The organism is Gardnerella sp. KA01000, from assembly GCF_049244035.1.
In the GTDB taxonomy this organism is placed as follows: Bacteria; Actinomycetota; Actinomycetes; order Actinomycetales; family Bifidobacteriaceae; genus Bifidobacterium; species Bifidobacterium leopoldii.
On sequence record NZ_CP058367.1, the window covers coordinates 340,758 to 364,210 of the forward strand.

Below are 23,453 nucleotides of genomic sequence, written 5' to 3' on the forward strand. Positions count from 1 at the left end.
GATGAAATTATGAATACGACCATAAGTTTGAAGGGTATTCGCCCAAGCGGTGACTCAATAGTCATTGGATTATATTCTTCTATTTACATAGATGCTGTTTTAAAAGTTAATTTGAGTAATGCATTAGACGGAGATGAGACTAACGCAATAGATATTCCTCAAATTGCTGAGCGTCTTGCTTTTATGCTTAAACGTTGCGAAAAAGATAGCGAGATTGAGGAGCATCCTGCTATAGCTTTAGAACTTATTGCTAAATCTGTTTTAAATTCTGCTATGCACACTTGGCAAATTAGTGAGGCTGATATTACTGTTCATGCTGCTTTAAGAAGCGAATATTACGGCATGAAAAGCACTGTTGACGATGTTTGTGTTACTTTGAATAGCGTTTCTAGAGAAGAGTTAAATTATTCGGAACGGCGTGTAGTTCCTGAGTCTCTTGCGCATGTTGCTGTTCGCAGTGGAAGCGTATCGGTTGACGATCTTGAGGAAGGCGAAATAGCAGATTACTACCGTTCTCTTATTGAGGAAGATAGAAAAGAAAAGCAACGCAAAGAAGATGAAGACGCTGTTGCAGCTGCTAAAGCTGCTGTTGATATTGCAAATTCTTTCGCAGATGATTATGAAAATAATGGAGATTCACAGTGCTCTTGTGGCGATGAATCTAAAAGTGTCAATTATGGCAATGAGCTTGTTAAAAGAGAAACTAAGTCTCCTTTGTTCCGCATATGTCCAACTCCGTTACAAACAACTGCAGTGATTTCTATGAAGGGTGTCGCGAAACAAGACACGCGTTCTGCTATGCTGAGAATAGTTGCAATGCTCGAGCAGGATAGAGAATCTCGCGTTGACGGTGTATCGGCATTATATGTTGCCAATATGCTTGATGCTGATTATTACGCGGCTGTATTTATTCTGTCTTCGGGTGGTGACGAGTATGAGCTGCTTCGCTTGCTTCGCGCTGTTGCTACTTTGTATAAAGATAAAGTGACTGTGCGAGTGTTGGGTACGCGTTCATATGGTGCTTCTGCTGCTGACACAAGAACTGTTGATGCAGAAAAATTGCCACAACAACTAGCGGAAATGGTGACGGTTGACCCTAAGGCGCCTGAACTTATGCCGTGGATGCAGATAGAGTCGGATGCTGCTTTGGACGATAACTCAGTTTCGTACTCATTAGCGTTTGCTTTTGATGCTCAAACTGTTGGGGTATACTCAGAGCAATGGCTTATAGGGGATGGTTGTTAATGAAAGCGTATCGCACACCTTGGTGGTATCTGGTACTAGGGTTACTGTTTGGCTTTGTGCTGGGCGCATTTCTAGTGTCGTCAACAGAGTCTAGTGCTATGTCGTTAGCAGGAGCTCCGTGGGTTGTTGTTGCAATTATGGTGATTGCTGGCTTAATAACTTTTGTTATGGCATTGCAAACTCATCAAAGTGTTGCCAACAACAAAGATAAGAATAAGAAGCATGTAAGTTCTCAATTTGCTGTTGCGGCTCTTATGCTGTCGAAGGCATTGGGAATGGCAGGTGCTATTTTGTCTGGCTGGTATGTTGGGCAATTGTTAATGAGTTTGCCACACAGTGAGATAATTCTGTATAACTCTGTTGTGCGTGAATGCTCTATTGCTGGCTTGGTGTGCTTTATTGATATGGTTGTTGGCATTTTAGGCGAGTGGCTCTGCCAGATTCCGCCTGAAGATGATTCTGAGTCTGTCAATAAGTCAAATCGTACGCCAGCAACATGCTAGTATTTGCTAGGCTCGTATTTACTAGCTATTAGTTTGCGTAGTTTTATGTAAGTTGCATCTTGCTTGAATTAAGTAGGTAAAAGTATTAAACGCTTTTGACGCAAGTTGCAACAAACGCTGGAATTTCAACGTTTGTAAGGATGGTATATTACTTTGGCTGAATTTGTCTATCAGATGATTAAGGCGCGTAAATCGTATGGAGATCGTGTAATTCTCGACGATGTTACTTTAAGCTTCCTTCCGGGCGCAAAAATTGGTGTTGTGGGTCCGAACGGCATGGGTAAGTCGACGCTGCTGAAAATTATGGCCGGTTTGGAAAATGTGACCAACGGTGAAGCTTCTTTGACTCCTGGCTATACGGTAGGTATTTTGCAGCAGGAACCACCTCTTGATGACACTAAGACGGTTGGCGAAAACATTAAGATGGCTTTTGGTGAGATTGCGCAAAAAGTGGCGCGTTTTAACCAAATCGGCGAAGAAATGGCTAATCCAGACGCTGATTTTGATGCGTTAATGGAAGAAATGGGTAAGCTTCAGACTGAAATTGACGCTGCAAACGGTTGGGATTTGGATTCGCAGCTTGAGCAAGCTATGGACGCTTTGCAATGCCCAGACCCGGATTCTCCTGTTTCTGTGTGCTCTGGTGGTGAAAGGCGTCGAGTGGCATTGTGTAAGCTTCTTCTTGAAGCTCCAGATTTGCTACTTTTGGACGAGCCTACTAACCATTTGGATGCGGAATCTATTTTGTGGCTTGAACAGTTCTTGCACAAGTACGAGGGTGCTGTCATTGCGGTTACGCACGATCGCTACTTTATGGATAATGTTGCAGAGTGGATTTGCGAAGTTGACCGTGGTCAGCTTTATCCATATAAGGGCAATTACTCAACGTATTTGGAAACTAAAGCAAAGCGTATGGAAATCCAGGGTGCCAAGGATGCTAAGCTTGCTAAGCGTTTGAAAAATGAGCTTGATTGGGTGCGCAGCTCGCCGAAGGCGCGTCAGGCTAAGAACAAGGCTCGTTTGGAACGTTACGACCAAATGGAGCAAGAGGCACGTAATTCCAAGAAGCTTGATTTCTCTGAAATTCAAATTCCAGCAGGTCCACGTTTGGGCTCGCAAGTTTTGGAAGCAAAGCATATTCACAAGGCTTTTGGCGACCGTGTGCTAATCGACGACTTGTCGTTTACTTTGCCTCGTAACGGTATTGTTGGCGTGATTGGTCCAAACGGCGTTGGTAAATCTACGCTGTTCAAGACGATTGTGGGCTTGGAGCCTCTTTCTGGTGGCGAGCTGATTGTTGGAGACACTGTGAAGATTTCTTACGTGGATCAGAATCGTGCAGGATTGGATCCTAATAAGAACTTGTGGGAAGCTGTTTCAGGCGGACTCGATTTTATTGAGGTTGCAGGCGTTGAAATTCCTACTCGCGCATATGTTGCAAGCTTTGGATTTAAAGGTTCGGATCAGCAGAAACTTACGGGAGTGCTTTCTGGCGGTGAACGTAACCGTTTGAACTTGGCTTTGACTCTTAAGCAGGGTGGAAACTTGCTGCTCCTCGATGAGCCTACTAACGATTTGGATGTTGAGACTTTGGAAAGCTTGGAAAACGCTTTACTTGATTTCCCAGGCTGCGCTGTTGTGGTTTCACACGATCGTTGGTTCCTCGACAGAGTTGCAACGCATATTCTTGCTTGGGAAGGCGACGACGAGAATCCTGCAAAATGGTACTGGTTCGAAGGTAACTTCCAAGCTTACGAAGAAAATAAGATTGCGCGCTTGGGTGAGGAAGCTGCTCGTCCGCATCGCTTGCACCGTAAGCTCACTCGCTAGTTGAGTTTTGTTTTCATTTATTGGCAGAAACATTTGCCGGTGATTTTTACGGCGTTTGCGCGACGACCTGCTTTCGCGCTTGGAGCGTAGTGCGCGAAAGCAACTCGGAGCGTGAGCTTGCATGGAAAGTCCACTGGACTTTCCATGCAAGCTCAGAAGCGAGCACTTATGGTGCGAGCGTCTTGGCGCTTTTTGACAACATTTGCCGTTATTGTGCCAGGCGTGTGCTAGGCTCGATTAGTTCACGTTTTGAAATTTAAGTTTTGAACACACATATTTTACGAAAGGCTATTGTGCCGCATACTCATCATGCTGCGTTCGCTCAAAAGCGAGGCGCGAAGAATACCAAGAATGATAAAAATACGAATAGTATAAACAATACGAATAATAAAAATAGTTATAAAACAAAAAAGCCTAAAAGCGCCAAAAATACTAGGAAATCAGCTGAAAAACGCAATCCTTTTGAGTATCAGGGGAGCCATAAAAATTATGGTTCTAATCACGAGTTCAATTCACGCAGGGAGCGCAATCGCAAAGCAGAAAAAGCTCGTCAAAAGACGCGCGAAAAAGCCTTGCGTTATGAAGAAGTAGCTATTGCGGATGCTGAACAAGATTTTGCTAAGCATAATATTGATAAAAATAATGTTGCTAAGCATAATAGTGCAAAATCTCATAATACAAAACAAAATTCTGCAATATCTTTGCACCCTACTTCGAAAAAGCAAAAGCAAGATTCTCATAACGCAACAATTATTCCAGACTCTGCCATTGAATCTCGTGAAAATTACCGTGACGATGTAACTTTTGCGCAACTTGGCGTTCCAGAGCCTTTAGTAGAGGTGTTGCGTGCGGATGGGAAAACCACTGCATTCCCAATTCAACAAGCAACGCTTCCCGATTCTTTACAAGGCGCGAATATCCTAGGGCGAGGTCGCACAGGAAGCGGTAAAACATTAGCATTTTCTATTCCACTTGTTGCACGTTTAGCTGAGAATTTTGTTGATTTAATTCATTCTGATAAAAACCGTAAGTCACGCGAGTCTAGCGATATTCCTGCTCCTAGAGCAATAATTCTTGCTCCAACTCGTGAACTTGTGCATCAAATTGATGACGTAATAGCGCCGCTTGCTGCAGCTTATGGCATGCGCACTGTGACAGTGTATGGAGGCGTGAGATACCAACGCCAAGTATCGCAGCTTAAGCAGGGCGCGCAGATTGTGCTTGCTTGCCCTGGTCGTTTGGAAGATTTGTTGCGTCAGGGAGCGCTTACGCTTGAAAAAGTAATGGTTAGCGTGCTCGACGAAGCAGACGAAATGGCGGATATGGGATTCCTTCCTGCTGTTACTAGACTTCTTGAGCAAGTTGCGCCAGATGGTCAACGCATGCTGTTTTCTGCAACGCTTGATAGGCAAGTTTCTACATTAGTTGAGCGTTTCCTTCCAAATGCTGTCGTCCATGCTGTGGATGATGCTGATTGCCAAGTTGATACTATGACGCATCATATTTTTGCTGTGTCAGCAGGGGATAAGTACGAAGTTTTGCGAAAGCTTGCTTCCGGAAAGAAACGTTCTATATTCTTTACGCGCACGAAATATCAAGCGAAGAATATGGCGAAAAAATTTGTGCAGCAAGGTATTCCTGCAGTCGATTTGCAAGGTAATTTGTCGCAGAATCAGCGAGATCGTCATTTGGCTGTGTTTGCTGAAGGCTTGGTACGTGTGTTGGTTGCTACGGACGTTGCTGCGCGAGGTATTGACATTAGCGACGTTGCATTAGTTGTGCAAACTGAGCCTCCTGAGGATCCTAAGTCTTTCTTGCATCGTTCGGGTCGCACTGCTCGAGCTGGTGAAGAAGGCGATGTTGTAACGCTTGTGCTTCCTAATCAAAAGCGCGCTGCCCATATGATGCTTCGCAAGGCTGGAATTCATGCGAAAGCTGAGGATGTGAATCCTGCTTCGCTAGTTTTAGATGAGATTGTGGGTGAAGCTGCTGAGCTTCAAGAAGGCTGGAGTATGCCGGAGCCGGAGCAGCAGAAGCGTAAGGGTCGTGGTCGCGGTCGTGGACGTGGGCAACGCAGTGGGCGCGGGCGTGAGAGTGAGCGTGACGAGCGTAACGGTCGCAGCAGTCGTAATGAGCACGGTGAACGTAGTGAACGCAACGAACGCAGTTGGCGCGGTAAACGTGGCGAGCGTGGTAGTCGTGTTCATCACTTCGGTCGTTAGTTTGGCGGTATTGCGTAACGGTCGTAAGTTTGTTCGCTTTGCATAACAATCGTGAGCTTTAGAAACAAATGCTGTGTTTTTCCGGTATTTGTTTCAGCTTTAGTTTTCTTGTCTGTTGTGGCGCGGGGCTTGCATATTTCTCTCCTCGCGCTTTTATTTGCGCTATTCTTGTGCGTTTTGTCGATTTCGCAAATGATTATGTGTTTTTTACAAAATTGTCCTGTTTTTTGTCGAAAGTATCGGCTGATTTGGTGTTTTTGACAAAAACAGTAGCAATACTACAAAAGTAAGCAGCAAGTTAGCCAGCGATAAGCAAGCGATAAGCGACTTAACAAGAAGCCGAGCTAGCAATTAAGCAAATAAGCAGTTAACCAGGCAGTTACGCAAGTCAATAGTCGGTTAAGCTAGTTACGTCAACTAGCAAATACTACTTAGATTGACCTTTACCAAATGCGCGCAGTTGCACGCCGTTCCAGTCAGCGCTTACGGTTAACGGAGTGGCTGCGTTCATGCCAGCTGTTTTTGCTGCAGATTGAACTGTGCTAGAACTTGGGGAACCTTCGCGACCTGGTTTTGGAGTAAGAACCCACATAGGCGCGTCATCGTCAAGCATATTTGTGGCATCCATAATGGTGTCCGCGAGCTCATCTTCATCGTCGCCGTCGCGCCACCAAATAATCACACCATCAACAGCAGCGTCGTAATCTTCATCTACCAACTCTTCGCCGGTAAGTTTCTCGATGCTTTCGCAAATTGTTTCGTCAACATCGTCATCCCAGAGCCATTGTTGCACAATGTCTCCTGGTTGGAATCCGAATTCCTGTGCATGCTGAAAAGCTATCTGTTCCACGTGATTCAATATATCAAAGCGTCACGAAGTGCGCACATTTGACGGCGTGTATTAAGTAATTTATTGTTTATCAATTACGACACACCAGGACACGCCTCAAAAATCGCGATTATGACACAAATCACTATATATAGGTGGTTATCTTTGCGTCTTGCCCTAGATATTGTGCATGAGTTGGGTTATAGTAGAGCGAGTCGTTAGAAATAGTTCCCATGTTTGCAACGAGAAAATTTGCTAGAAGGAACAGTGTTTAAGAAAGGTCTGTACCGATGCAGGTTTTGGAAGAAACTGCTGTCACAAGCGCAGAAAATTGTACGGATGATGTAGTTGAAGCTCCAGTTTCTCGTGTGCAGGTCGAAAAGCGCGATGGTCGCGTAGTTGATTTTGATCCGCTGAATATCATTATGGCAATTAAGGCTGCTTTTAAGGACTTAGGCAAGGAAGTCGGTCCGCAAGAAGAGCAGATGATTCGCGATATTTCAGATCATATTGAAGCTGAGATTCAGGATCGTTACAATGGTCCAGCAAAAATCGAAGATATTCAGACTTTGGTTGAGCACAGTCTTATTGAGAATCATCTTTACGAGGTTGCTCGCTGCTACACGAGCTACCGACTGAACCGAGATATCGACCGCGCTAAAGCTACCGATATCAACGAGGCTGTTAACCGCCTTGTAAATCGTGATGAGTCTCTTGTTCGCGAAAACGCAAATAAGGATTCCAATGTTTATGCAACTCAGCGCGATCTTCTTGCAGGCGCTGTTTCCAAGGCTTCTGCGTTCTCTATGCTTCCTCACGCAGTTTCTAACGCTCATATGAAGGGTGATATTCACTTCCACGACGCTGATTATTCGCCATTTACTTGCATGAGCAACTGCTCGCTTCCTGATTTTGGCGATATGCTTGCTAAGGGCTTTGCTCTTGGTAACGCAATGATGGATAGCCCAAAGTCTATTGGTACTGCTGCAACTCAGGTTACGCAAATTATTAAGGATATTGCTGGAGCGCAATATGGTGGTCAGACTGTTAATCGCGCTGACGAGATGCTTGAGCCTTATGCTAAGTGCGATTACGACAAAAATCTTGCTATGGCGCACGCTATGATTCCTGATTCCACGCCAATTCAAGTCGCAAAAGATATGATTGACGGCCTAAAAGCTCAGGAGCCTAAGAATCTTCATTGCTTGGACAGAGATCCACTTCCTGCTGATACTCCTTTTGACGAAAACTTGAGTGAGCTTGATCAGCTTCGTGAAGTTTATGCAAAGATTATGACGCGTAAAGCTATTTACGACGCTATGCAAACGATGGAATATCAAATTAATTCCAACCGTGTTTCTAACGGTCAGACTCCGTTCGTAACTGTTGGCTTTGGCTTGGGCACTTCTTGGTTTGCTCGCGAAATTCAGCGCGCTATTTTGCTTAACCGTATTCGTGGTCTCGGCAAAGATCGTCATACTGCAATCTTCCCTAAGCTTGTGTTTACTATTAAGCACGGTGTAAACGCAGACGCTGGCGACCCGAACTACGATTTGAAGCAGCTTGCGCTTGAGTGCTCTACTAAGCGCATGTATCCGGATGTTGTGTTCTACGAGAATATTATTAAGATTACTGGCTCCTTCAAGGCTCCTATGGGTTGCCGCTCATTCCTTCAGGGTTGGATTGATCCAAAGACCGGCAAGGACGTTGAAGACGGTCGTATGAATCTTGGCGTTGTAACTGTTAACATGCCACGTATTGCTCTTGAATCTCACGGCGATGTGACTCGCTTCTGGAAGCTTTTTGACGAGCGTATGGAAGTAGCTCACCAAGCTTTGCGATTCCGTATTATGCGTTGCAAGCAAGCAACTCCTGTAAACGCTCCAACGCTATTCCGTTACGGTGCTTTTGGTCGTTTGGAAGCTAACGAAAGTGTGGATCAGCTGTTCCGTAACGAGCGCGCTACAGTTTCGCTTGGTTACATTGGCTTGTACGAAACTACTGCAGTGTTCTTCGGCAAGGATTGGATGCAAGATCACAGCTGGAATGAGGAAGGCAAGGAGTTTGCGCTTTCTTTGGTTCGCCGCATGAATAAGCTTTGCCAGCAGTGGTCAAAGGCTGAAGGCTACCATTATTCTGTTTACTCAACTCCTGCTGAGTCTTTGACTGACCGCTTTAACCGTATGGATCGTCAGAAGTTCGGCCGCATTGAAGGCGTTACCGATCACGACTTCTACACTAATTCCTTCCATTACCCGGTTTGGTTGCAGCCAACTCCTATGGAGAAGCTTCGCTACGAGGTTGACTTCCCGTATCTTGCTTCCGGCGGCTTTATTAACTACTGCGAGTTCCCATGCTTGCAGGCGAATCCTAAGGCTTTGGAAGCTGTTTGGGATTACGCTTACAAGATTGGCATCGGTTACTTGGGTACGAATACGCCAATCGATCACTGCTTCGTTTGTGGATTCCAGGGCGATTTTGAGCCGACTAAAGAAGGCTTCCGTTGCCCGGAGTGCGGCAACAGCGACCCAGATAAGTGCAATGTGACTAAGCGTACTTGCGGCTACTTGGGCAATCCTGTTCAGCGCCCAATGGTTCACGGACGTCACGAAGAAATCGCTCACCGCGTAAAGCACATGTCTGGCGAAACTGGCCATGTGACTCTTAACAACGGTGAGTCTCGTGAATGGTATGAGGAAACAAAATAAACTTAGCTAATTTACTATGTTGAAACTTAGTAAAATAAGTATGACTAGATAATTTAGCTAAATAAATAGCTTTTCTTGTGTTTGTTGTTTGGTGATAATCTGGCCGTTAGAAATGTATTGCGTTTTGTGATTGCACTTTCTAACGGCTGGATTTATTTTATTTTCGCAAATTTGGTCGTTTATTTTTTAGTTGCTTATTCGGTTTGGAAGGGGGTTGGATATGGCTCGCATGAGTTTGCACGATTTTGCGCCTGCAGACGTGAATCGTGGACCGTGGATTCCTACCTCTCTTTCCAATAACCCTCGCGCAGGACAGTGGTCTAGTGAGCGCATGAGCCAGGGGATGATCGCCGATTACAAGCGTTTTTTGATGACTGACGGCGAGGGGATTCGTTGTTCGCTTTACGTTTCCGGCTGCCCGTTCCATTGCGTTGAGTGCTATAACGAGTCGATTTGGGATTTTCGCGCAGGTCATCCTTATACTCAAAAGCTTGAAGATCAAATCATGGAAGATTTGGCGCAGCCTTATGTGCAAGGTTTAACGCTTCTTGGCGGCGAGCCGCTGCTTAATACTGGCATTTTATTGCCTCTTTGCAAGCGTATTAGAAGCGAATTTGGTCATACGAAAGACATTTGGAGTTGGACTGGATACACTTGGGAAGAGCTTATGCGCAAAGGGGAGACGCCTGATAAGCTTGAGTTGCTACGTTACATTGATATTCTTGTTGACGGCCGTTATATGAAAGATTTGCACGATTCGCTGCTGCAATTCCGCGGCTCTAGTAATCAGCGAATTATTGACGTGCCAAAGTCGTTGGAAAATCCGCAAAATCCTCCTGTAATCTGGGAAAAGCTTCACGATCAGGAGCGTTTTATTCCGTCAATTTACGGAAAAGACCGCGCGCAAGGCGAAGGTGATGCTTCGTAATCCTATTGAATGCGCCACTCATACGATATATTTAACAATGTTTGTGGACGATTATAAGAATGCATACATATACACATGTTAAGCTAAATATAATTAACCTAGTAACATCTGTATTGCAAACTGTCAAAAGAATTATGCTAACTATGCTCATAAATACTGTAACTAAACGATATACAGTTGGGTATGTTTTTTCTTTGCATAAATATAAAAGATAGATTAGTAATATTAATAGGATGAATGCTTGAATGGTGAGACTAACAGTATTAATACAAGTGTTATCGTCTTTTAAGTCCTTCAATTGTTTAAAGAAATAAATAGCTGACGAAATATAACAAAGCAGCGTTATTGGCAGTAGAACTATGTGTTTGCTGTTCATATTGTTCCTCACATAATTGTTGATATTAATGTGGAAATTCTCACTGCAAGTCGACACGAATGCCTTTCTGCTGTGCTACAGCGCCAACTATCTTTGTGTTACTCATAAGTTTCTTCTTGGGTGTTGGCTTGAACTTGCAATGATAGTAAAAAAGACATGGATAATGCTACTGAGCAAGTAAGTATTCTATTAATAGCTTTTTTATATTCATGACAGTACCTCTTTATACATGCGAATATACATTTTTTTTATTATATAATTTTTTATAAGATGAAATCAATCGTTGTTTATAATTTGAATGTGTAGAAGCACTTTTTCGTATGTGATTTGTCTGTATACTACTATGTCAAAGATTCATCTATTTATGCATTTGGTAATGAAGTAACTCAATACGGAAATGCGCCATGCGCAATAATTCAAATATGTATTTGAAGAAGTGATATTATTAAACCTACACATGACGTTATGTAGGGGAAGGGATGCAATGGCAGAAAAGCCGAAGAACAATTCACGAAAAATTAGCAATAATCCTCCTCGCGCATTGCGTACGATTCTGTTATCTTTAAAAAAGTACCGTTTTCTTGGCGTTTTAACAGTTGTTACTATTCTCGTTGAAGCTGCTATGCAAATTGAGATCCCTACAGTAATGTCAAATCTTATTGATTTTGGCATTATGTCACGTTCCCAAGAAGCTGTGCAATATTATGGTTTGCAATTGCTCATTTTTGCTGCAATTGCAATGATTACAGGCATTATTTCTGGTATTTGCTGCGCGCATTCTAGTGCTGGTTTTGGTAAAAATTTGCGCCACAACATGTTTTCACGCTTGCAAGGTTTAAGTTTTTCTGATTTAGATAAGTTTTCTAGCGGCACTGTTGTTACGCGTATGACTAGCGATGTGTCAAATGTGCAATTTGCTTACCAAATGATTATTCGCTCTGGTGTTCGCAGCGTTATGATTATCATCACTGCTTGGTGGTTTACTTTTTCAATTAGCCCTGCTATCTCGTGGGTTTTTCTTTCATTCGTGCCTATTGTTGGTGCAATTGGCGCTTTTGGTGCGAGTATAGTTGCTCCAGCATTTTCTCGAATTTATCGAATGATTGACGAGATGAATAATAGAGTTGGCGAGAATTTGCATAATATTCGCGTCGTAAAGTCTTATGTGCGTTCTGATTATGAAATAAGTCGTTTTACGCGTATTTCGCATAAAATCTATGATTATTTTATTAAAGCTGAGTATGTGTTAAATTGCAGTATTCCTTTGTTTAACTTATGTTTTTATTCTGGCATGCTGCTTATTGCGTGGTTGGCTTCGCACGAAATTGTGGCTTCAGGAAATAATCCTGCTTTTGGTTTAACAACGGGAAATCTTGCTGCATTAGTAGTGTATGCTTTGCAAATTTTGTTTGCTTTAGCGAATTTAGTTGCAGTTTTTGTAATGTCGTTAACAGCTCGAGCTTCGATGCATCGTATTTCACATGTTTTGCAATCTCGAAATACTGAAGTTGTTTCCAAGCATCCACTTACAAAGCTTTCTGACGCTTCTGTGCGTTTTGAAAATGTTTCGCTACGCTATCCTCAATCAGATAATACAGATGAATCCACTCCAGCAGAACAGGAAATTTTACATGATATAAATATATCTATTCCTTCTGGAGCAACTGTTGGCGTTGTTGGTGCAACGGGATCTGGAAAATCAAGTTTAGTGCAATTAATTGCAAGACTTTATGACGTAACTTCTGGCACTCTTTTTGTAGGCGGAAAAGATATTCGCGATTATGATTCTTCTAGTTTGCGTGAAGAAGTTGGTGTTGTTCTACAAAAAAATATTTTGTTTAGTGGCACAATTGCAGAAAATCTTCGCTGGGGTAGGGCGGAAGCAAGCGATAATGATTTGCGTCAAGCTTGCGAAATTGCTTGTGCTGATGAGTTTATTAAAGATTTACCAGACGGCTACAATACGCATATTGACCAGGGTGGTAAGAATGTTTCCGGTGGTCAGCGACAGCGTTTGTGCATTGCGCGCGCACTTTTGAGGAAGCCGAAAATTTTAATCCTCGACGACTCGATGAGTGCGGTTGATATGAAAACGGATAGTAAAATTCGCGATGGCTTGAAAAAGTTTATGCCTGATTCTACGCAAATTATCGTTGCTCAGCGCATATCTTCAATCGAACATGCGGATATTATTGTTGTTCTTAAAGATGGTCGTGTTGTTGCTAACGGTTCGCATGATGAATTATTTAAATCTTGTGAAATTTACAGAAATATGGCGGTTTCTCAAGAAAAAAGTCGCATAACTAGCGCAACTAAAGAAGAAGGAGCTAAATAACAATGGCTAAGAATAAAACGGCTCACTCTTCTAAAAATGATTCAGCTATTAGTTGGAAAACTCTTAGCAGACTTGCCTCTTATGTGCTTGTGTATCGAGTTAAAATTTGCGTAATTATTGCATCAATAATAGTTAGCGCAATCGTGCAAGCTGCAAGCGCAATGTTTTTGCAATCTCTTGTCGACTCGTATATTCTTCCGCTTGTCGGTAAGCATAATCAGGATTGGACGCCTCTTGTTCGCATGATTATTCTGATGGCAAGTGTTTATGTTGTTGGCGTGTTTTGTTCTTGGCTTTGGAGCAGGCTTGTTGCGAATATATCTGAAAGTGTTATGCGTGATTTGCGAGATTCTATGTTTAAGCATCAGCAGAAGCTTTCATTGCGTTACTTAGATTCTCAAGGTTATGGCGATATTATGAGCCGTTACACAAACGATACTGAGGTTCTTCGTGAAGCAATTTCGTGGGCTTTTCCTGACTCTTTTTCTGCACTAATGTCAATTTTGGCAGCGTTTATATCTATTATGTGCTTATCGCTTCCGGTTGCAGTTTTTGTAGCTATATTCACTGCAATATTGCTTTATTTAGTGCGTTTTATGCTAAAGAAATCTGGCAGTTTATTTGAACAATTTCAGCATGCATTAGGCGAGTTAAATGAGTTTGTTGAAGAATCTGCAACTGGAAGCAAAGTAATTAAAATTTTCAATCATGAAGCAGATTCTATTGAAAAATTAGATAATTGCATAGAAAAAGTGCAAAAAATTTCTGCAAGTGCGAATTCTTATGCAAATAACGTAATGCCTGTTATTAGTAATGCAAGCTATTTGCTTTATGTATTAATTGCTTTACTTGGTGCGTGGGCTGCTTCAGTGGGTCTGCCAACGCTGGGATTATCTGGATCTAGTACTCTTACATTGGGTACGCTTATATCTTTGCTGGCACTTTCGCGCGCATTTATTAACCCTATTGGCGAAATTACAATGCAAGCTAACGCACTTATGATGGCTCTTGCAGGAGCTTCTCGTATTTTTGAGTTACTTGATGAAAAGCCAGAACTTGATTCTGGCAGTGTGCAATTAGTTAAAGTGCGTGTACTTCAGTCTGATGAAGATCTTGAAGAAAAATCAGCATTTGATGTGCTTGAAGAAGTAGACGAACAATCTGAAGGAAGCAATATTTATTGGGCTTGGAAAAGATCAAAACAAGATAATGGCACTAAAGCTAAAAAGCGCGCTCAAAACTTAAGCGAAATGGCTCAAGAGATTGTGTGCCATGCAAAGCGAGATGCTCGCACTTCTAAAGATGGTCGCTATACTTTGCTTCGAGGCGACGTGCGTTTTACGGATGTTGTGTTTGGTTACAAAGAAAATCATCCAGTTTTGCACGATATTACGTGGTTTGCAAAACCTGGTCAAAAAGTTGCTCTTGTTGGAGCTACAGGTGCTGGAAAAACTACTATTGCTAACCTTCTTACGCGTTTTTACGACATTGATGATGGACAAATTTTGTATGATGGCATTGACGTGCGCGATATTTGCAAAACGGATTTGCGCCACGCTATTGGCACTGTTTTGCAAGATGTGAATTTATTTACAGGCACAATAATGGACAATATTCGTTATGGAAATCTTGATGCTAGCGACGAAGATTGTATTCAAGCTGCAAAATTGGCTCATGCTGACGCGTTTATTTCTCATCTTCCTGACGGATACAATACGCAGCTTAACAATGGTGGTGAAGGGCTTTCTCAAGGTCAGAAACAGCTTATTTCTATTGCTCGTGCTGCAGTAGAAAATCCGCCTGTGTTAATTCTCGATGAAGCAACTTCATCGATTGACACGCATACTGAAGAATTAGTTCAACATGGAATGGATTCTTTGATGGAAGGGCGCACTGTATTTGTAATCGCTCACAGGCTGTCTACAGTGCGCAATTCTGATGTGATTATGGTGCTGGATCACGGTCGCATTATTGAGCGCGGTTCACATGAGGAATTATTGGCAAAACGTGGGGAGTATTATCAGCTTTGCACTGGAGCTGTTGAGCTTGAATAATAGCTTGATTTTGTGCTGCAACACGCCGAACACGCGCGGCACTTGCATTTTGCTAAGGATTCTGTAAGATAGTGACTCGGCTGTTCGAGAGAACAAAGCCACGGCCCCGTAGCTCAGTTGGTTAGAGCGCCGCCCTGTCACGGCGGAGGTCACCGGTTCAAGTCCGGCCGGGGTCGCGATTAGTAGAATACCCGGTTCGCCGGGTTTTTTATTCATCATGGCTCTGTAGCTCAGTTGGTAGAGCGAGCGACTGAAAATCGCTAGGTCAGCGGATCGATCCCGCTCGGAGCCACAACAAAAAGCGCGCGACACGATTTGTGCCGCGCGTTTTGTTTTATTCGCTAGTCAAGCTGCTTCCACGAATCAACATCAATATGATGCTCAGGATTTGCCTGCCAAGCTGCCCAAGCAGATTCTACGATATCCTTAACGTCGTAGCGAGCATGCCATCCCATTTCTTCGTTAATTCGCTTCGTGCTGCCAATAAGCTGTGGAGGATCTCCAGCTCTGCGATCAAGAACAGTTTCTTTAAATGGCAAACCGGTCACTCTGCGTACTTCGTCAACAATTTCGCGCACAGACGTACCCTTGCCAGTTCCTACGTTAAAAGCGTCGTACTTGCGCTCGTCGCGATCCAAATACGTGAGTGCCGCAATATGCGCGTCTGCTAAATCAGAGACGTGAATATAGTCGCGAATGCAAGTACCATCAGCAGTAGGGTAGTCGTCGCCAAAAATAGCAGGTGCTTTTCCTCGCTGTAGTCTGTCAAGAAGCATAGGAATTAAGTTCAAAATCGCAGGATCTTCCAATTCCACCGGGCCACATCCAGCTACGTTGAAGTAACGCAATGCACAGAAGCGAATTCCATATGTATGCTCGCAAGCACGTGCCATCCACTCGCCAAAAAGCTTAGTTTGACCATAAGGGTTAATTGGCAACATTGGCACAACATCTTCTGGTACAACTTCAACAGGAGGTACGCCGTAAGTTGCTGCAGAAGAAGAAAATACGAGCTTCTTAACTCCGCTATCTTTCATGCCTTCAAGCACATTAAGCATGCCGTTAATATTCTGTTGATAATACCAAAGTGGCTTTTCTACGGATTCTCCAACTTGCTTTCTAGCAGCAAAGTGAATTACAGCATCAACATTCTCGTCTTTCATGATTTGCGCAAGTCGCTTTCCTGCATCAGGAGAAGAGATATCCATACCATAAAGACGTGCGCCTTCAATTCTTGTAGGCTTTCCGTAGCTTAAATCGTCAACGACGACGACATTTTGCTTTGTTTCATGTAAGGCGTGAACTACGTGTGCTCCAATGTATCCGCATCCACCTGTAACGAGAACAGTCATTGTCGACCTTCCTTTTGAATAATATCAATACAATCAGTGAGATTATATCTCGTAAAACTGAAGTTTAATGATATGCATCTGTTGCATAGCATCTGTTATTCTTGCATTTTGATTCTGCAGCGTATGCTTAACTTGAATGTGTCAGTTGTATTATTTTGTAAGGTGATGTTCGAATGATATTTGTTGCGTTATCTATATTGCGTGTGATTATACGCGCTTATTTGATAATAATGATTATTCGAATGGTTGCAGATTGGTTATTTGTGCTTGTTCCTCGTATGCGTCCTAGAGGTGTTTTTAATTTTCTAATACGGATTATTTATTTCACAACAGAACCGCCATTACGCGTATTGCGCAAGTTTATTCCGCCAACTCGTTGTGGAAATATTAGTATTGACGTAAGTTATATGCTTTTATATTTTGCTTTGTACGTTCTTCAAATTTGGTTATAGATGAGTTTACGTTTTTTCAACGCGTAATTTTTATAAAAGCGGCGTTTTGTTACATAAATTTTTGTATTAACCGCACTAATTTTCTGCGGACGTGATAGCATCGAATAGATATATATCAAAGGGCTGTGCCCAAAAAGCGAGGTGTAAAGCATATGACTCTGTTGACGCCTAAGGACATTCGAGAGCATACCTTCCAAATTGTACGTTTTAAGGGAGGTTATGACGTTGACGAGGTCGACGAGTTTCTCGATCAGGTTACAGAAACAATAGAAGCACTCGGTCAGCAGGCAGTGCAGGGCCTAGGGGCTTCCACGCAATCTCTTGGCCGTGATGTTGCGGGTTTGAATACGAAGATTGCTGAGTTAACTTCTAAGGTAGAATCCTTAACTAAAGAAAATGAGGCATTGCGTAATGCTTCTAAGAAGCAGGGTGAATCAAATGAAGCTGCTTCTCAACTTGAAGCTACTGCAACTAAGTTGCGTGAAGCTGAAGAAAGTAATCGTGCTTTGACTGCTCAAAACCAGCAGTTGAAGGAACAGTTAGATGGTTTGGGTGCACAGGTAGATCAGTTGACTGCTCAAACTGCTCAAGCAGACAATGCTAAGCAGGTTCAAAAAGAGCTTGAAACTGTTACTCGCGAGCGTGACGACTTCCGTGCAAGCAGCGAAAACTTGGGTCGCGAGCTTGAAACTGTTCGTCAGCAGCTTGTTGTCACTCAGCAAGAAAACACTAAGATTGAGGAACTTTCCAAGCAATTGGAAGAGTCCCGTCAACGTGAAGAGCAGCTTCGAAAGCAGGTTGCTAAGATGGAGCCAAATACTGAAACAGGTAGCTTGCAAAAGATTGCTGGTGCTGGTGCAGAAGCACAAGGTTCTGAGCCAGAACGTGCAACTGCAATGTTGACTCTTGCTATGCAATTGCATGATCAATATGTAGATAAGGGCAAGGCTAAGGCTCAGCAAATTGTTGAAGAAAGCCAAGCTCGTTATAATGAAACTGTTGCTAAGGCGGATGAATATTCTGCACGTACTCGTTCTGAAGCTGAAGAGTACAGCAAACAGACTCATGCTGATGCTGACGATTACTCTACTCGTACTCGCAGCGATGCTGATTCTTATGCTGCTCGTGCTCACAATGAAGCTGATGCTTACTCTGGTAAGGTTCGTCAAGCTGCTGATGATTACTCTAAGCAGACGCACGATCAAGCTGACCAGTATGAGGCTGAAGTACAGCATCGTGCTGCAGACTATGATTCTACAACTCGTACAGCTGCTGATGCATATGCTCGTCAGGTACGTGAGAATCTTGAGAAGCAAACTCAAGTTATTGAAGGGAATATTCAGAGCCTCAAGCAGTTTGAAACTGAATATCGTACTCGCTTGACTGATTTCCTTGGTCAATTGGTTGCTCAAGTTTCTGATGAAAATACCTATGCTGGATTAGGTCAGAAGCAGGGTGAGGAATCTGGTAAGCAAGAGTAGTTTTTAGCAGTGCGTAACTGATATTTTAAAATGTTGCGCACTGCACCGATACTATTTGAATTACTAAAGATCGGATAAATATTGACGCATAGAGATGTGCGTGTGAAACGGCTACGTACTCGCGTAGCCGTTTTTGCACTGATTGTTTTTATTGGTGTTGTGCTAGATCGCATAACAAAACTCTGGGCTTTGTCGACGCTTAGTGACGGGAAAAACATTGAGCTTGTGCCGCACTTGCTTTCTTTAACTCTTGTACGAAATCCTGGAGCATCATTTGGCTTAGGTTCTTCTTTTACATGGGTTATTAGCGTATTAGCTTGTGCTGCTTGTGGTGCCATGATAGCGGCTATTAAGCACACAAAATCTTTGTATTGGACTATTGCGTTTGCTCTAGCGTTTGCTGGAGCTTTTGGAAACCTCATTGATAGAGCGCAATATGCTCAAGGTTTTTTGAATGGCAAAGTCGTAGATTTTATAAACTACGGTTGGTCTGTTGGGAACGTTGCGGATATTGAGCTTATGTTTGCAGGAATCGCAGTTGTATGCCTTATTTTGATTGGGATTCCTCTTTTAGAGCATGCCGATGAGTGATATTTGCTTTAAAGTTACAAGCCAATTTTCCGGCTGCAGATTTGACGTTTGCTTATCAAAGCTAATGGGAGTTTCGCGTGCAAATGCGATATCTCTTATTGAGCGTAACCAAGCGAAAATCTTAGGTAGAAAATCACAAAAATCCTCCATTTTACAAGATGGAGATACGATTGTTGTTGATCAAAAAGAAAGTACAGAACGAAAAGAAGAGCGGAATAATAAATCTTCTGTATGTAATATTCCAATCATTTACAGCGACGACGATGTTGTTGTAATAGATAAGCCTGTTGGAGTTGCCTCTCACGCAGCAAAAGGATGGAGCGGGCCGACAGTTCCAGAATGCCTAGAAGCTGCTGGAATAGATATAAAAACAACGCTGTGCGACGAATCGCGCAAAGGAATCGTAAGCAGATTAGACGTTGGAACAAGCGGATTAATGCTAGTTTGCAAAACAGACTTTGCCTATGAAGCAATGAAAAATCAGTTTGCAAAGCATATCGTTAAAAAAACGTATCATGCGCTTGTTCAAGGAGATTTAGCGCAAGATAAAGCTACTATTGAGGCTCCTATAGGTCGCGCAAAAGTATCTGATTTTCGTTTTACTATTACTTCGGACGGCAAGCCTGCTGTTACACACTGGGATGTGCTTGAGCGTTTTGGTCAAGCAACGTTAGCAAGCGTTAATTTGGAAACTGGTCGTACGCATCAAATACGCGTCCATTTTTCGTCTATAGGTCATCCTTTGGTTGGGGATTCAATGTATGGAGCGAACCCAGTTTTGGCTCAAAAACTTGGGTTGCAACGTCAATGGTTGCATTCTATGGAACTTACTTTTACGCATCCGCGCACGGGTAAATCAGTGACTGTTAAGTCGCATTATCCTCTTGATTTGCAACACGCGTTAGAAGCTATGCGAGCATTATTAAAGTAACGTTTTTGCATTTTTTCAGTCAACTTTCGCTTATAGAATATCTTTTATGACTCAGCCGGAAACCAATTTTGTGCATTTACACAATCACACGCATTATTCACTTCTAGATGGTGCGTCAAAAATACCTGATTTAGTAGCGCGCGCTAAAGAATTAGGTATGCCGGCTGTTGCAATTACGGATCATGGCAACATGCACGGCGCGTACGAAATGTGGAGTACGGCTGTAAAAGCTGGAATTAAGCCAATTATTGGCATAGAAGCGTATGTTACTCCGGAAACAGCAAGACAAGACAAAAGTCGCGTGCATTGGGGCACGGAAGATCAGCGTGCAGATGACGTTTCTGGCGGCGGTTTAATTACGCATATGACTTTGTGGGCGGAAAACGATACCGGCTTAACAAATCTTCTTAAAGCTTCGTCTGTTGCAAATCTTGAAGGCCGTGTAATGCGCTACCCGCGTATGGATAAAGACGTGCTTTCAACTTACTCAAAAGGTGTAATTGCGTCTTCAGGATGCCCTTCTGGAATTATTCAAACGCGTCTTCGTTTAGGTCAGTTCAAAGAGGCTTTACGAGCAGCTGGCGAGTTTCAAGATATTTTCGGGCGTGACAATTTCTTTATTGAGCTTATGAATCACGGGCTTTCTATTGAAACGCGCGTAACTAAAGACTTGCTTGAAATTGCAAAAAAACTTAATGCACCTCTTCTTGCAACGAACGATTTGCATTACGTTCATGAAGAAGATCGTGAAGCGCAAGATGCTATGTTATGCATTAATTCTGGTTCTAGGCTTGACGATCCTGACCGTTTTAAGTTTGACGGTTCAGGATACTATTTGAAGTCCGCTGAGCAAATGCGTGAGCTTTTTAAAGAATTTCCAGAAGCTTGCGATAACACGCTTGAGATTGCTCGTCGATGCAATGTTATGTTCGACGACGGTGAAGATGGCGCTTTTATGCCGCAATTTGACTGTCCTGAGGGTTGGGATGAGACTTCGCTATTCCTTAAAAAAGTTGAGGAAGGTTTGGAGCGTCGTTACAATAACAACATCCCAATGGAAGTTTTAAAGCAGGCCGATTACGAGTGCGGTGTTATTTGCCAAATGCAATTCTGTGGATACTTTTTAGTTGTTGCAGATTATATTAATTGGGCTAAAGCGCATGGTGTAATGGTAGGTCCTGGTCGTGGTTCTGCTGCAGGTGCTATGGTTGCGTACGCAATGGGCATCACAGAGCTTGATCCTATGAAGCATGGTCTGATTTTCGAACGCTTCTTAAACCCAGAGCGAGTATCCTTGCCTGATATTGACGTTGATTTTGACCCGGATGGTCGAGCTAAAGTTCTTGAATACGTGGGCGAAAAATACGGTAGAGATAAAGTTGCTCAGTGCGTTATTTACGGAACTATTAAAACGAAGCAAGCTCTTAAAGATTCTGCGCGTATTATGGGCTACGAGTTTTCAGTGGGCGAAAAAATTACGAAAGTTCTTCCTCCTGCTAAAAACGGCAAAGATATGAGCTTGCACGATATTTTCGACGAAAAATCAAAGCGATATGCTGAAGCGCGCGAGTTTCGCGAAATGTACGACACGGATCCAGATACTCATCGCATTACGGAAGAAGCTAAGGGCATTGAAGGTTTGATTCGTCAAACAGGTGTGCACGCTTGTGCAACAATCATGGGTTCGGAGCCAATTACAAACACTTCGCCGCTTTTAGAGCGCACTGACGGTACTATTACTACAACTTTTGAGTATCACACTTGTGAAACGCTCGGTCTTGTAAAAATGGACTTTTTGGGGCTTTCTAACTTAACGGTTATTCGCGATACTTTGCGAAATATTGAAAATAATGGGAAGGATCCGATTGATTATACTAAGATTCCGTTAGACGATAAAGCTACTTATCAACTGCTTTCTAGGGGTGACACTTTAGGCGTTTTTCAGCTTGATTCCGACGGTATGCGTGCGCTTCTACGTACTTTGAAACCGGATAATTTCAACGATATTTCGGCTTTGATTGCACTTTACAGGCCTGGTCCTATGGATATGGATTCGCATACGAATTACGCTAAGCGCAAGAATGGTTTGCAAGATATTATCCCTATTCATCCAGAAGTTGCTGAGCCGTTAAAGGAAGTTTTGGACGAAACTTACGGTTTGATTGTTTACCAGGAGCAGGTGCAGTCTGCAGCGCGTATTTTAGCAGGATACAGTCTTGGTAAAGCAGATGTGTTACGTCGAGCAATGGGCAAGAAAAAGCCGGAAGTGCTGGCAAAAGAGCAAGTGCCGTTCTTTGAAGGTATGAAAGCTCACGGATATTCTGAAGAAGCTGCACAAGCTGTGTGGGATGTTTTGGTTCCGTTCTCTGGTTACGCGTTTAATAAAGCTCATTCTGCAGCTTATGGCTTGATTTCTTACTGGACTGCATACCTAAAAACGCATTATCCTGTGGAATTTATGGCAGCTTTGCTTCAAAACGAACGTACGAATAAAGACAAAACTGCACTGTACTTGGGCGAGGCAAGGCGCATGGGTATTCAAGTTTTGCAACCTGATGTAAACGAGTCTGTTCTTGAGTATTCCGCAGTTGGAGATGTTGTGCGCTTTGGTTTGGGTGCTATTCGTAACGTTGGAGACAAAGCAGTAAACGATATTATTACTGAGCGCGAAGGTGAGCGCGGACGTTTCGTAAACTTTATGGATTTCGTACAACGTGTTCCTATTAGTGCACTTAATCGGCGTTTAGTAGAATCACTTATTAAAGCTGGAGCTTTTGATTCTATTGATTCAAATCGTCGTGCGCTGTTTCAAATTTGTGATCCTGCAATTGATTCTGTGATTGCGCTTAAGCGTAAGCAGGCAGAGGGTCAGTTTGATTTATTTGCTGATCTTGATTCGTCTTCTGACTCGGATGACGACAACGGTATGGGAGATATGCAAATTACTGTACCGGATGTTGAAGAGTGGGATAAAAAGACAAAGCTTAATTTTGAGCGAGAAATGCTTGGATTGTACGTTTCTGATCATCCACTAAGCGGATTGTCTGCAGTTTTGGCAGATTTACGTGAGATGTCAATCGCTCAACTGATCGACAGAGCGAGAACTATGAGTGACGGTCAGCAAGTAACTATTGCAGGCCTAGTTACAAGCGTAGATAGGCGAGTGTCTCGAAAAGGTAACGCTTGGGCGATTGTCACAGTTGAAGACATGGAAAGTTCAATACAATGCATGTTCTTTGGCAAAGTGTACGAAGCTTCAGCGCAAGAACTTGCAATTGATCAAGTTGTGCGTATTCGTGGACAAGTTGAAGTGCGTGATGAAACTGTTTCAATGCGTGCTACAGAGTTTGAAATACCAACTCTTGAATCAGTGGATGAAAGACCTTTAACAGTTGTTATTCCGCGTAAAGTTCTAGATAAAGGTCATGTTGCGCAATTAAGTGACATTTTGAGCCGACACCCAGGCTGCTGTGAAGTGCGCTTGGCTCTTGTCGATGATACTGGCAAGGCGCAAGTTCTTACGTTTGGGGATCGTTTCCGTGTAAAGCGAGATACTTCTTTGTTTGCTGAAATGAAAATTGTTTTTGGATCTAGTTGTTTGCCTAGTGCGTAGAAA

General features: G+C 43.0%; 15 protein-coding genes and 2 tRNA genes. 15 read left to right on the forward strand and 2 right to left on the reverse strand.

Annotated features, from left to right (window positions below; all coding sequences use genetic code 11):
• Window positions 1–9 precede the first annotated feature (9 nt).
• From HXT58_RS01205 to HXT58_RS01220, 4 genes are all read left to right on the forward strand, one after another.
• On the forward strand, window positions 10–1,245 hold the full coding sequence (locus HXT58_RS01205; protein ID WP_032842550.1) for a hypothetical protein: 1,236 nt from the start codon (window positions 10–12) through the stop codon (window positions 1,243–1,245).
• Window positions 1,245–1,748, forward strand: a complete 504-nt coding sequence (locus HXT58_RS01210) for a DUF3180 domain-containing protein (protein WP_032835493.1) — start codon at window positions 1,245–1,247, stop codon at window positions 1,746–1,748. Before HXT58_RS01205 ends, HXT58_RS01210 begins: the two co-directional genes overlap by 1 nt.
• Before the next feature lie 153 nt (window positions 1,749–1,901).
• The gene (gene ettA, locus HXT58_RS01215; protein WP_174163703.1) at window positions 1,902–3,578 is read left to right on the forward strand and encodes an energy-dependent translational throttle protein EttA; all 1,677 of its coding nucleotides are present in this window, start codon (window positions 1,902–1,904) and stop codon (window positions 3,576–3,578) included.
• A gap of 293 nt (window positions 3,579–3,871) precedes the next feature.
• Entirely contained in the window at window positions 3,872–5,800 is a 1,929-nt protein-coding gene (locus HXT58_RS01220; protein ID WP_112928787.1) for a DEAD/DEAH box helicase, read from the forward strand.
• A gap of 427 nt (window positions 5,801–6,227) precedes the next feature.
• Here HXT58_RS01220 and HXT58_RS01225 read toward each other — a convergent pair whose 3' ends face one another.
• Entirely contained in the window at window positions 6,228–6,650 is a 423-nt protein-coding gene (locus HXT58_RS01225; protein ID WP_004107331.1) for a DUF3052 domain-containing protein, read from the reverse strand.
• Window positions 6,651–6,919: 269 nt separating this feature from the next.
• Between HXT58_RS01225 and nrdD the strand changes: the two genes are divergently transcribed.
• The 6 genes from nrdD to HXT58_RS01255 all read left to right on the forward strand — a co-directional run bounded on the left by nrdD (window position 6,920) and on the right by HXT58_RS01255 (window position 15,322).
• The gene (gene nrdD / locus HXT58_RS01230; RefSeq protein ID WP_004118729.1) at window positions 6,920–9,337 is read left to right on the forward strand and encodes an anaerobic ribonucleoside-triphosphate reductase; all 2,418 of its coding nucleotides are present in this window, start codon (window positions 6,920–6,922) and stop codon (window positions 9,335–9,337) included.
• 220 nt (window positions 9,338–9,557) lie between these two features.
• A complete protein-coding gene (gene nrdG / locus HXT58_RS01235) occupies window positions 9,558–10,265 on the forward strand; it encodes an anaerobic ribonucleoside-triphosphate reductase activating protein (RefSeq protein WP_082851874.1) in 708 nt (235 codons plus the stop codon).
• 860 nt (window positions 10,266–11,125) lie between these two features.
• Window positions 11,126–12,976: an ABC transporter ATP-binding protein gene (locus HXT58_RS01240; RefSeq protein WP_101892127.1), complete on the forward strand. Its 1,851-nt coding sequence runs from the start codon at window positions 11,126–11,128 to the stop codon at window positions 12,974–12,976.
• A gap of 2 nt (window positions 12,977–12,978) precedes the next feature.
• Complete coding sequence (locus tag HXT58_RS01245) at window positions 12,979–15,030, forward strand: ABC transporter ATP-binding protein (RefSeq protein ID WP_004107341.1); 2,052 nt, start codon at window positions 12,979–12,981, stop codon at window positions 15,028–15,030.
• A 102-nt stretch (window positions 15,031–15,132) separates the two neighbouring features.
• Window positions 15,133–15,206, forward strand: a tRNA-Asp gene (locus HXT58_RS01250).
• A 43-nt stretch (window positions 15,207–15,249) separates the two neighbouring features.
• Window positions 15,250–15,322: transfer RNA gene (locus tag HXT58_RS01255), tRNA-Phe, on the forward strand.
• 49 nt (window positions 15,323–15,371) lie between these two features.
• On the opposite strand, the gene galE is transcribed toward HXT58_RS01255, so the two are convergent.
• Window positions 15,372–16,382: a UDP-glucose 4-epimerase GalE gene (galE, locus tag HXT58_RS01260; RefSeq protein WP_101886115.1), complete on the reverse strand. Its 1,011-nt coding sequence runs from the start codon at window positions 16,380–16,382 to the stop codon at window positions 15,372–15,374.
• Window positions 16,383–16,624: 242 nt separating this feature from the next.
• On the opposite strand from galE, the gene HXT58_RS01265 reads away from it, so the two are divergent.
• From HXT58_RS01265 to dnaE, 5 genes are all read left to right on the forward strand, one after another.
• A complete protein-coding gene (locus HXT58_RS01265; RefSeq protein WP_421775655.1) occupies window positions 16,625–16,834 on the forward strand; it encodes a YggT family protein in 210 nt (69 codons plus the stop codon).
• 152 nt (window positions 16,835–16,986) lie between these two features.
• Window positions 16,987–18,315, forward strand: coding sequence for a DivIVA domain-containing protein (locus HXT58_RS01270; RefSeq protein ID WP_004107347.1), 1,329 nt, complete (start codon window positions 16,987–16,989; stop codon window positions 18,313–18,315).
• 96 nt (window positions 18,316–18,411) lie between these two features.
• Window positions 18,412–18,906, forward strand: coding sequence for a signal peptidase II (locus tag HXT58_RS01275; RefSeq protein WP_004107349.1), 495 nt, complete (start codon window positions 18,412–18,414; stop codon window positions 18,904–18,906).
• A complete protein-coding gene (locus HXT58_RS01280) occupies window positions 18,899–19,837 on the forward strand; it encodes an RluA family pseudouridine synthase (protein ID WP_415693658.1) in 939 nt (312 codons plus the stop codon). The genes HXT58_RS01275 and HXT58_RS01280 overlap by 8 nt, the downstream gene beginning before the upstream one ends.
• Window positions 19,838–19,883: 46 nt before the next feature.
• Window positions 19,884–23,450 (forward strand): DNA polymerase III subunit alpha, encoded by a 3,567-nt coding sequence (gene dnaE, locus HXT58_RS01285; RefSeq protein ID WP_004107352.1) that lies wholly within the window; start codon window positions 19,884–19,886, stop codon window positions 23,448–23,450.
• Window positions 23,451–23,453: the final 3 nt, after the last annotated feature.

Coding starts and splice junctions, on each gene's coding strand:
- nrdG (WP_082851874.1), top strand. CDS start 9,558: ATGGCTCGCATGAGTTTGCACGATTTTGCGCCTGCAGACGTGAATCGT.
- HXT58_RS01245 (WP_004107341.1), top strand. CDS start 12,979: ATGGCTAAGAATAAAACGGCTCACTCTTCTAAAAATGATTCAGCTATT.
- HXT58_RS01240 (WP_101892127.1), top strand. CDS start 11,126: ATGGCAGAAAAGCCGAAGAACAATTCACGAAAAATTAGCAATAATCCT.
- nrdD (WP_004118729.1), top strand. CDS start 6,920: ATGCAGGTTTTGGAAGAAACTGCTGTCACAAGCGCAGAAAATTGTACG.
- HXT58_RS01205 (WP_032842550.1), top strand. CDS start 10: ATGAATACGACCATAAGTTTGAAGGGTATTCGCCCAAGCGGTGACTCA.
- galE (WP_101886115.1), bottom strand. CDS start 16,382: ATGACTGTTCTCGTTACAGGTGGATGCGGATACATTGGAGCACACGTA.
- HXT58_RS01270 (WP_004107347.1), top strand. CDS start 16,987: ATGACTCTGTTGACGCCTAAGGACATTCGAGAGCATACCTTCCAAATT.
- HXT58_RS01210 (WP_032835493.1), top strand. CDS start 1,245: ATGAAAGCGTATCGCACACCTTGGTGGTATCTGGTACTAGGGTTACTG.
- HXT58_RS01280 (WP_415693658.1), top strand. CDS start 18,899: ATGAGTGATATTTGCTTTAAAGTTACAAGCCAATTTTCCGGCTGCAGA.
- dnaE (WP_004107352.1), top strand. CDS start 19,884: ATGACTCAGCCGGAAACCAATTTTGTGCATTTACACAATCACACGCAT.
- HXT58_RS01265 (WP_421775655.1), top strand. CDS start 16,625: ATGGTTGCAGATTGGTTATTTGTGCTTGTTCCTCGTATGCGTCCTAGA.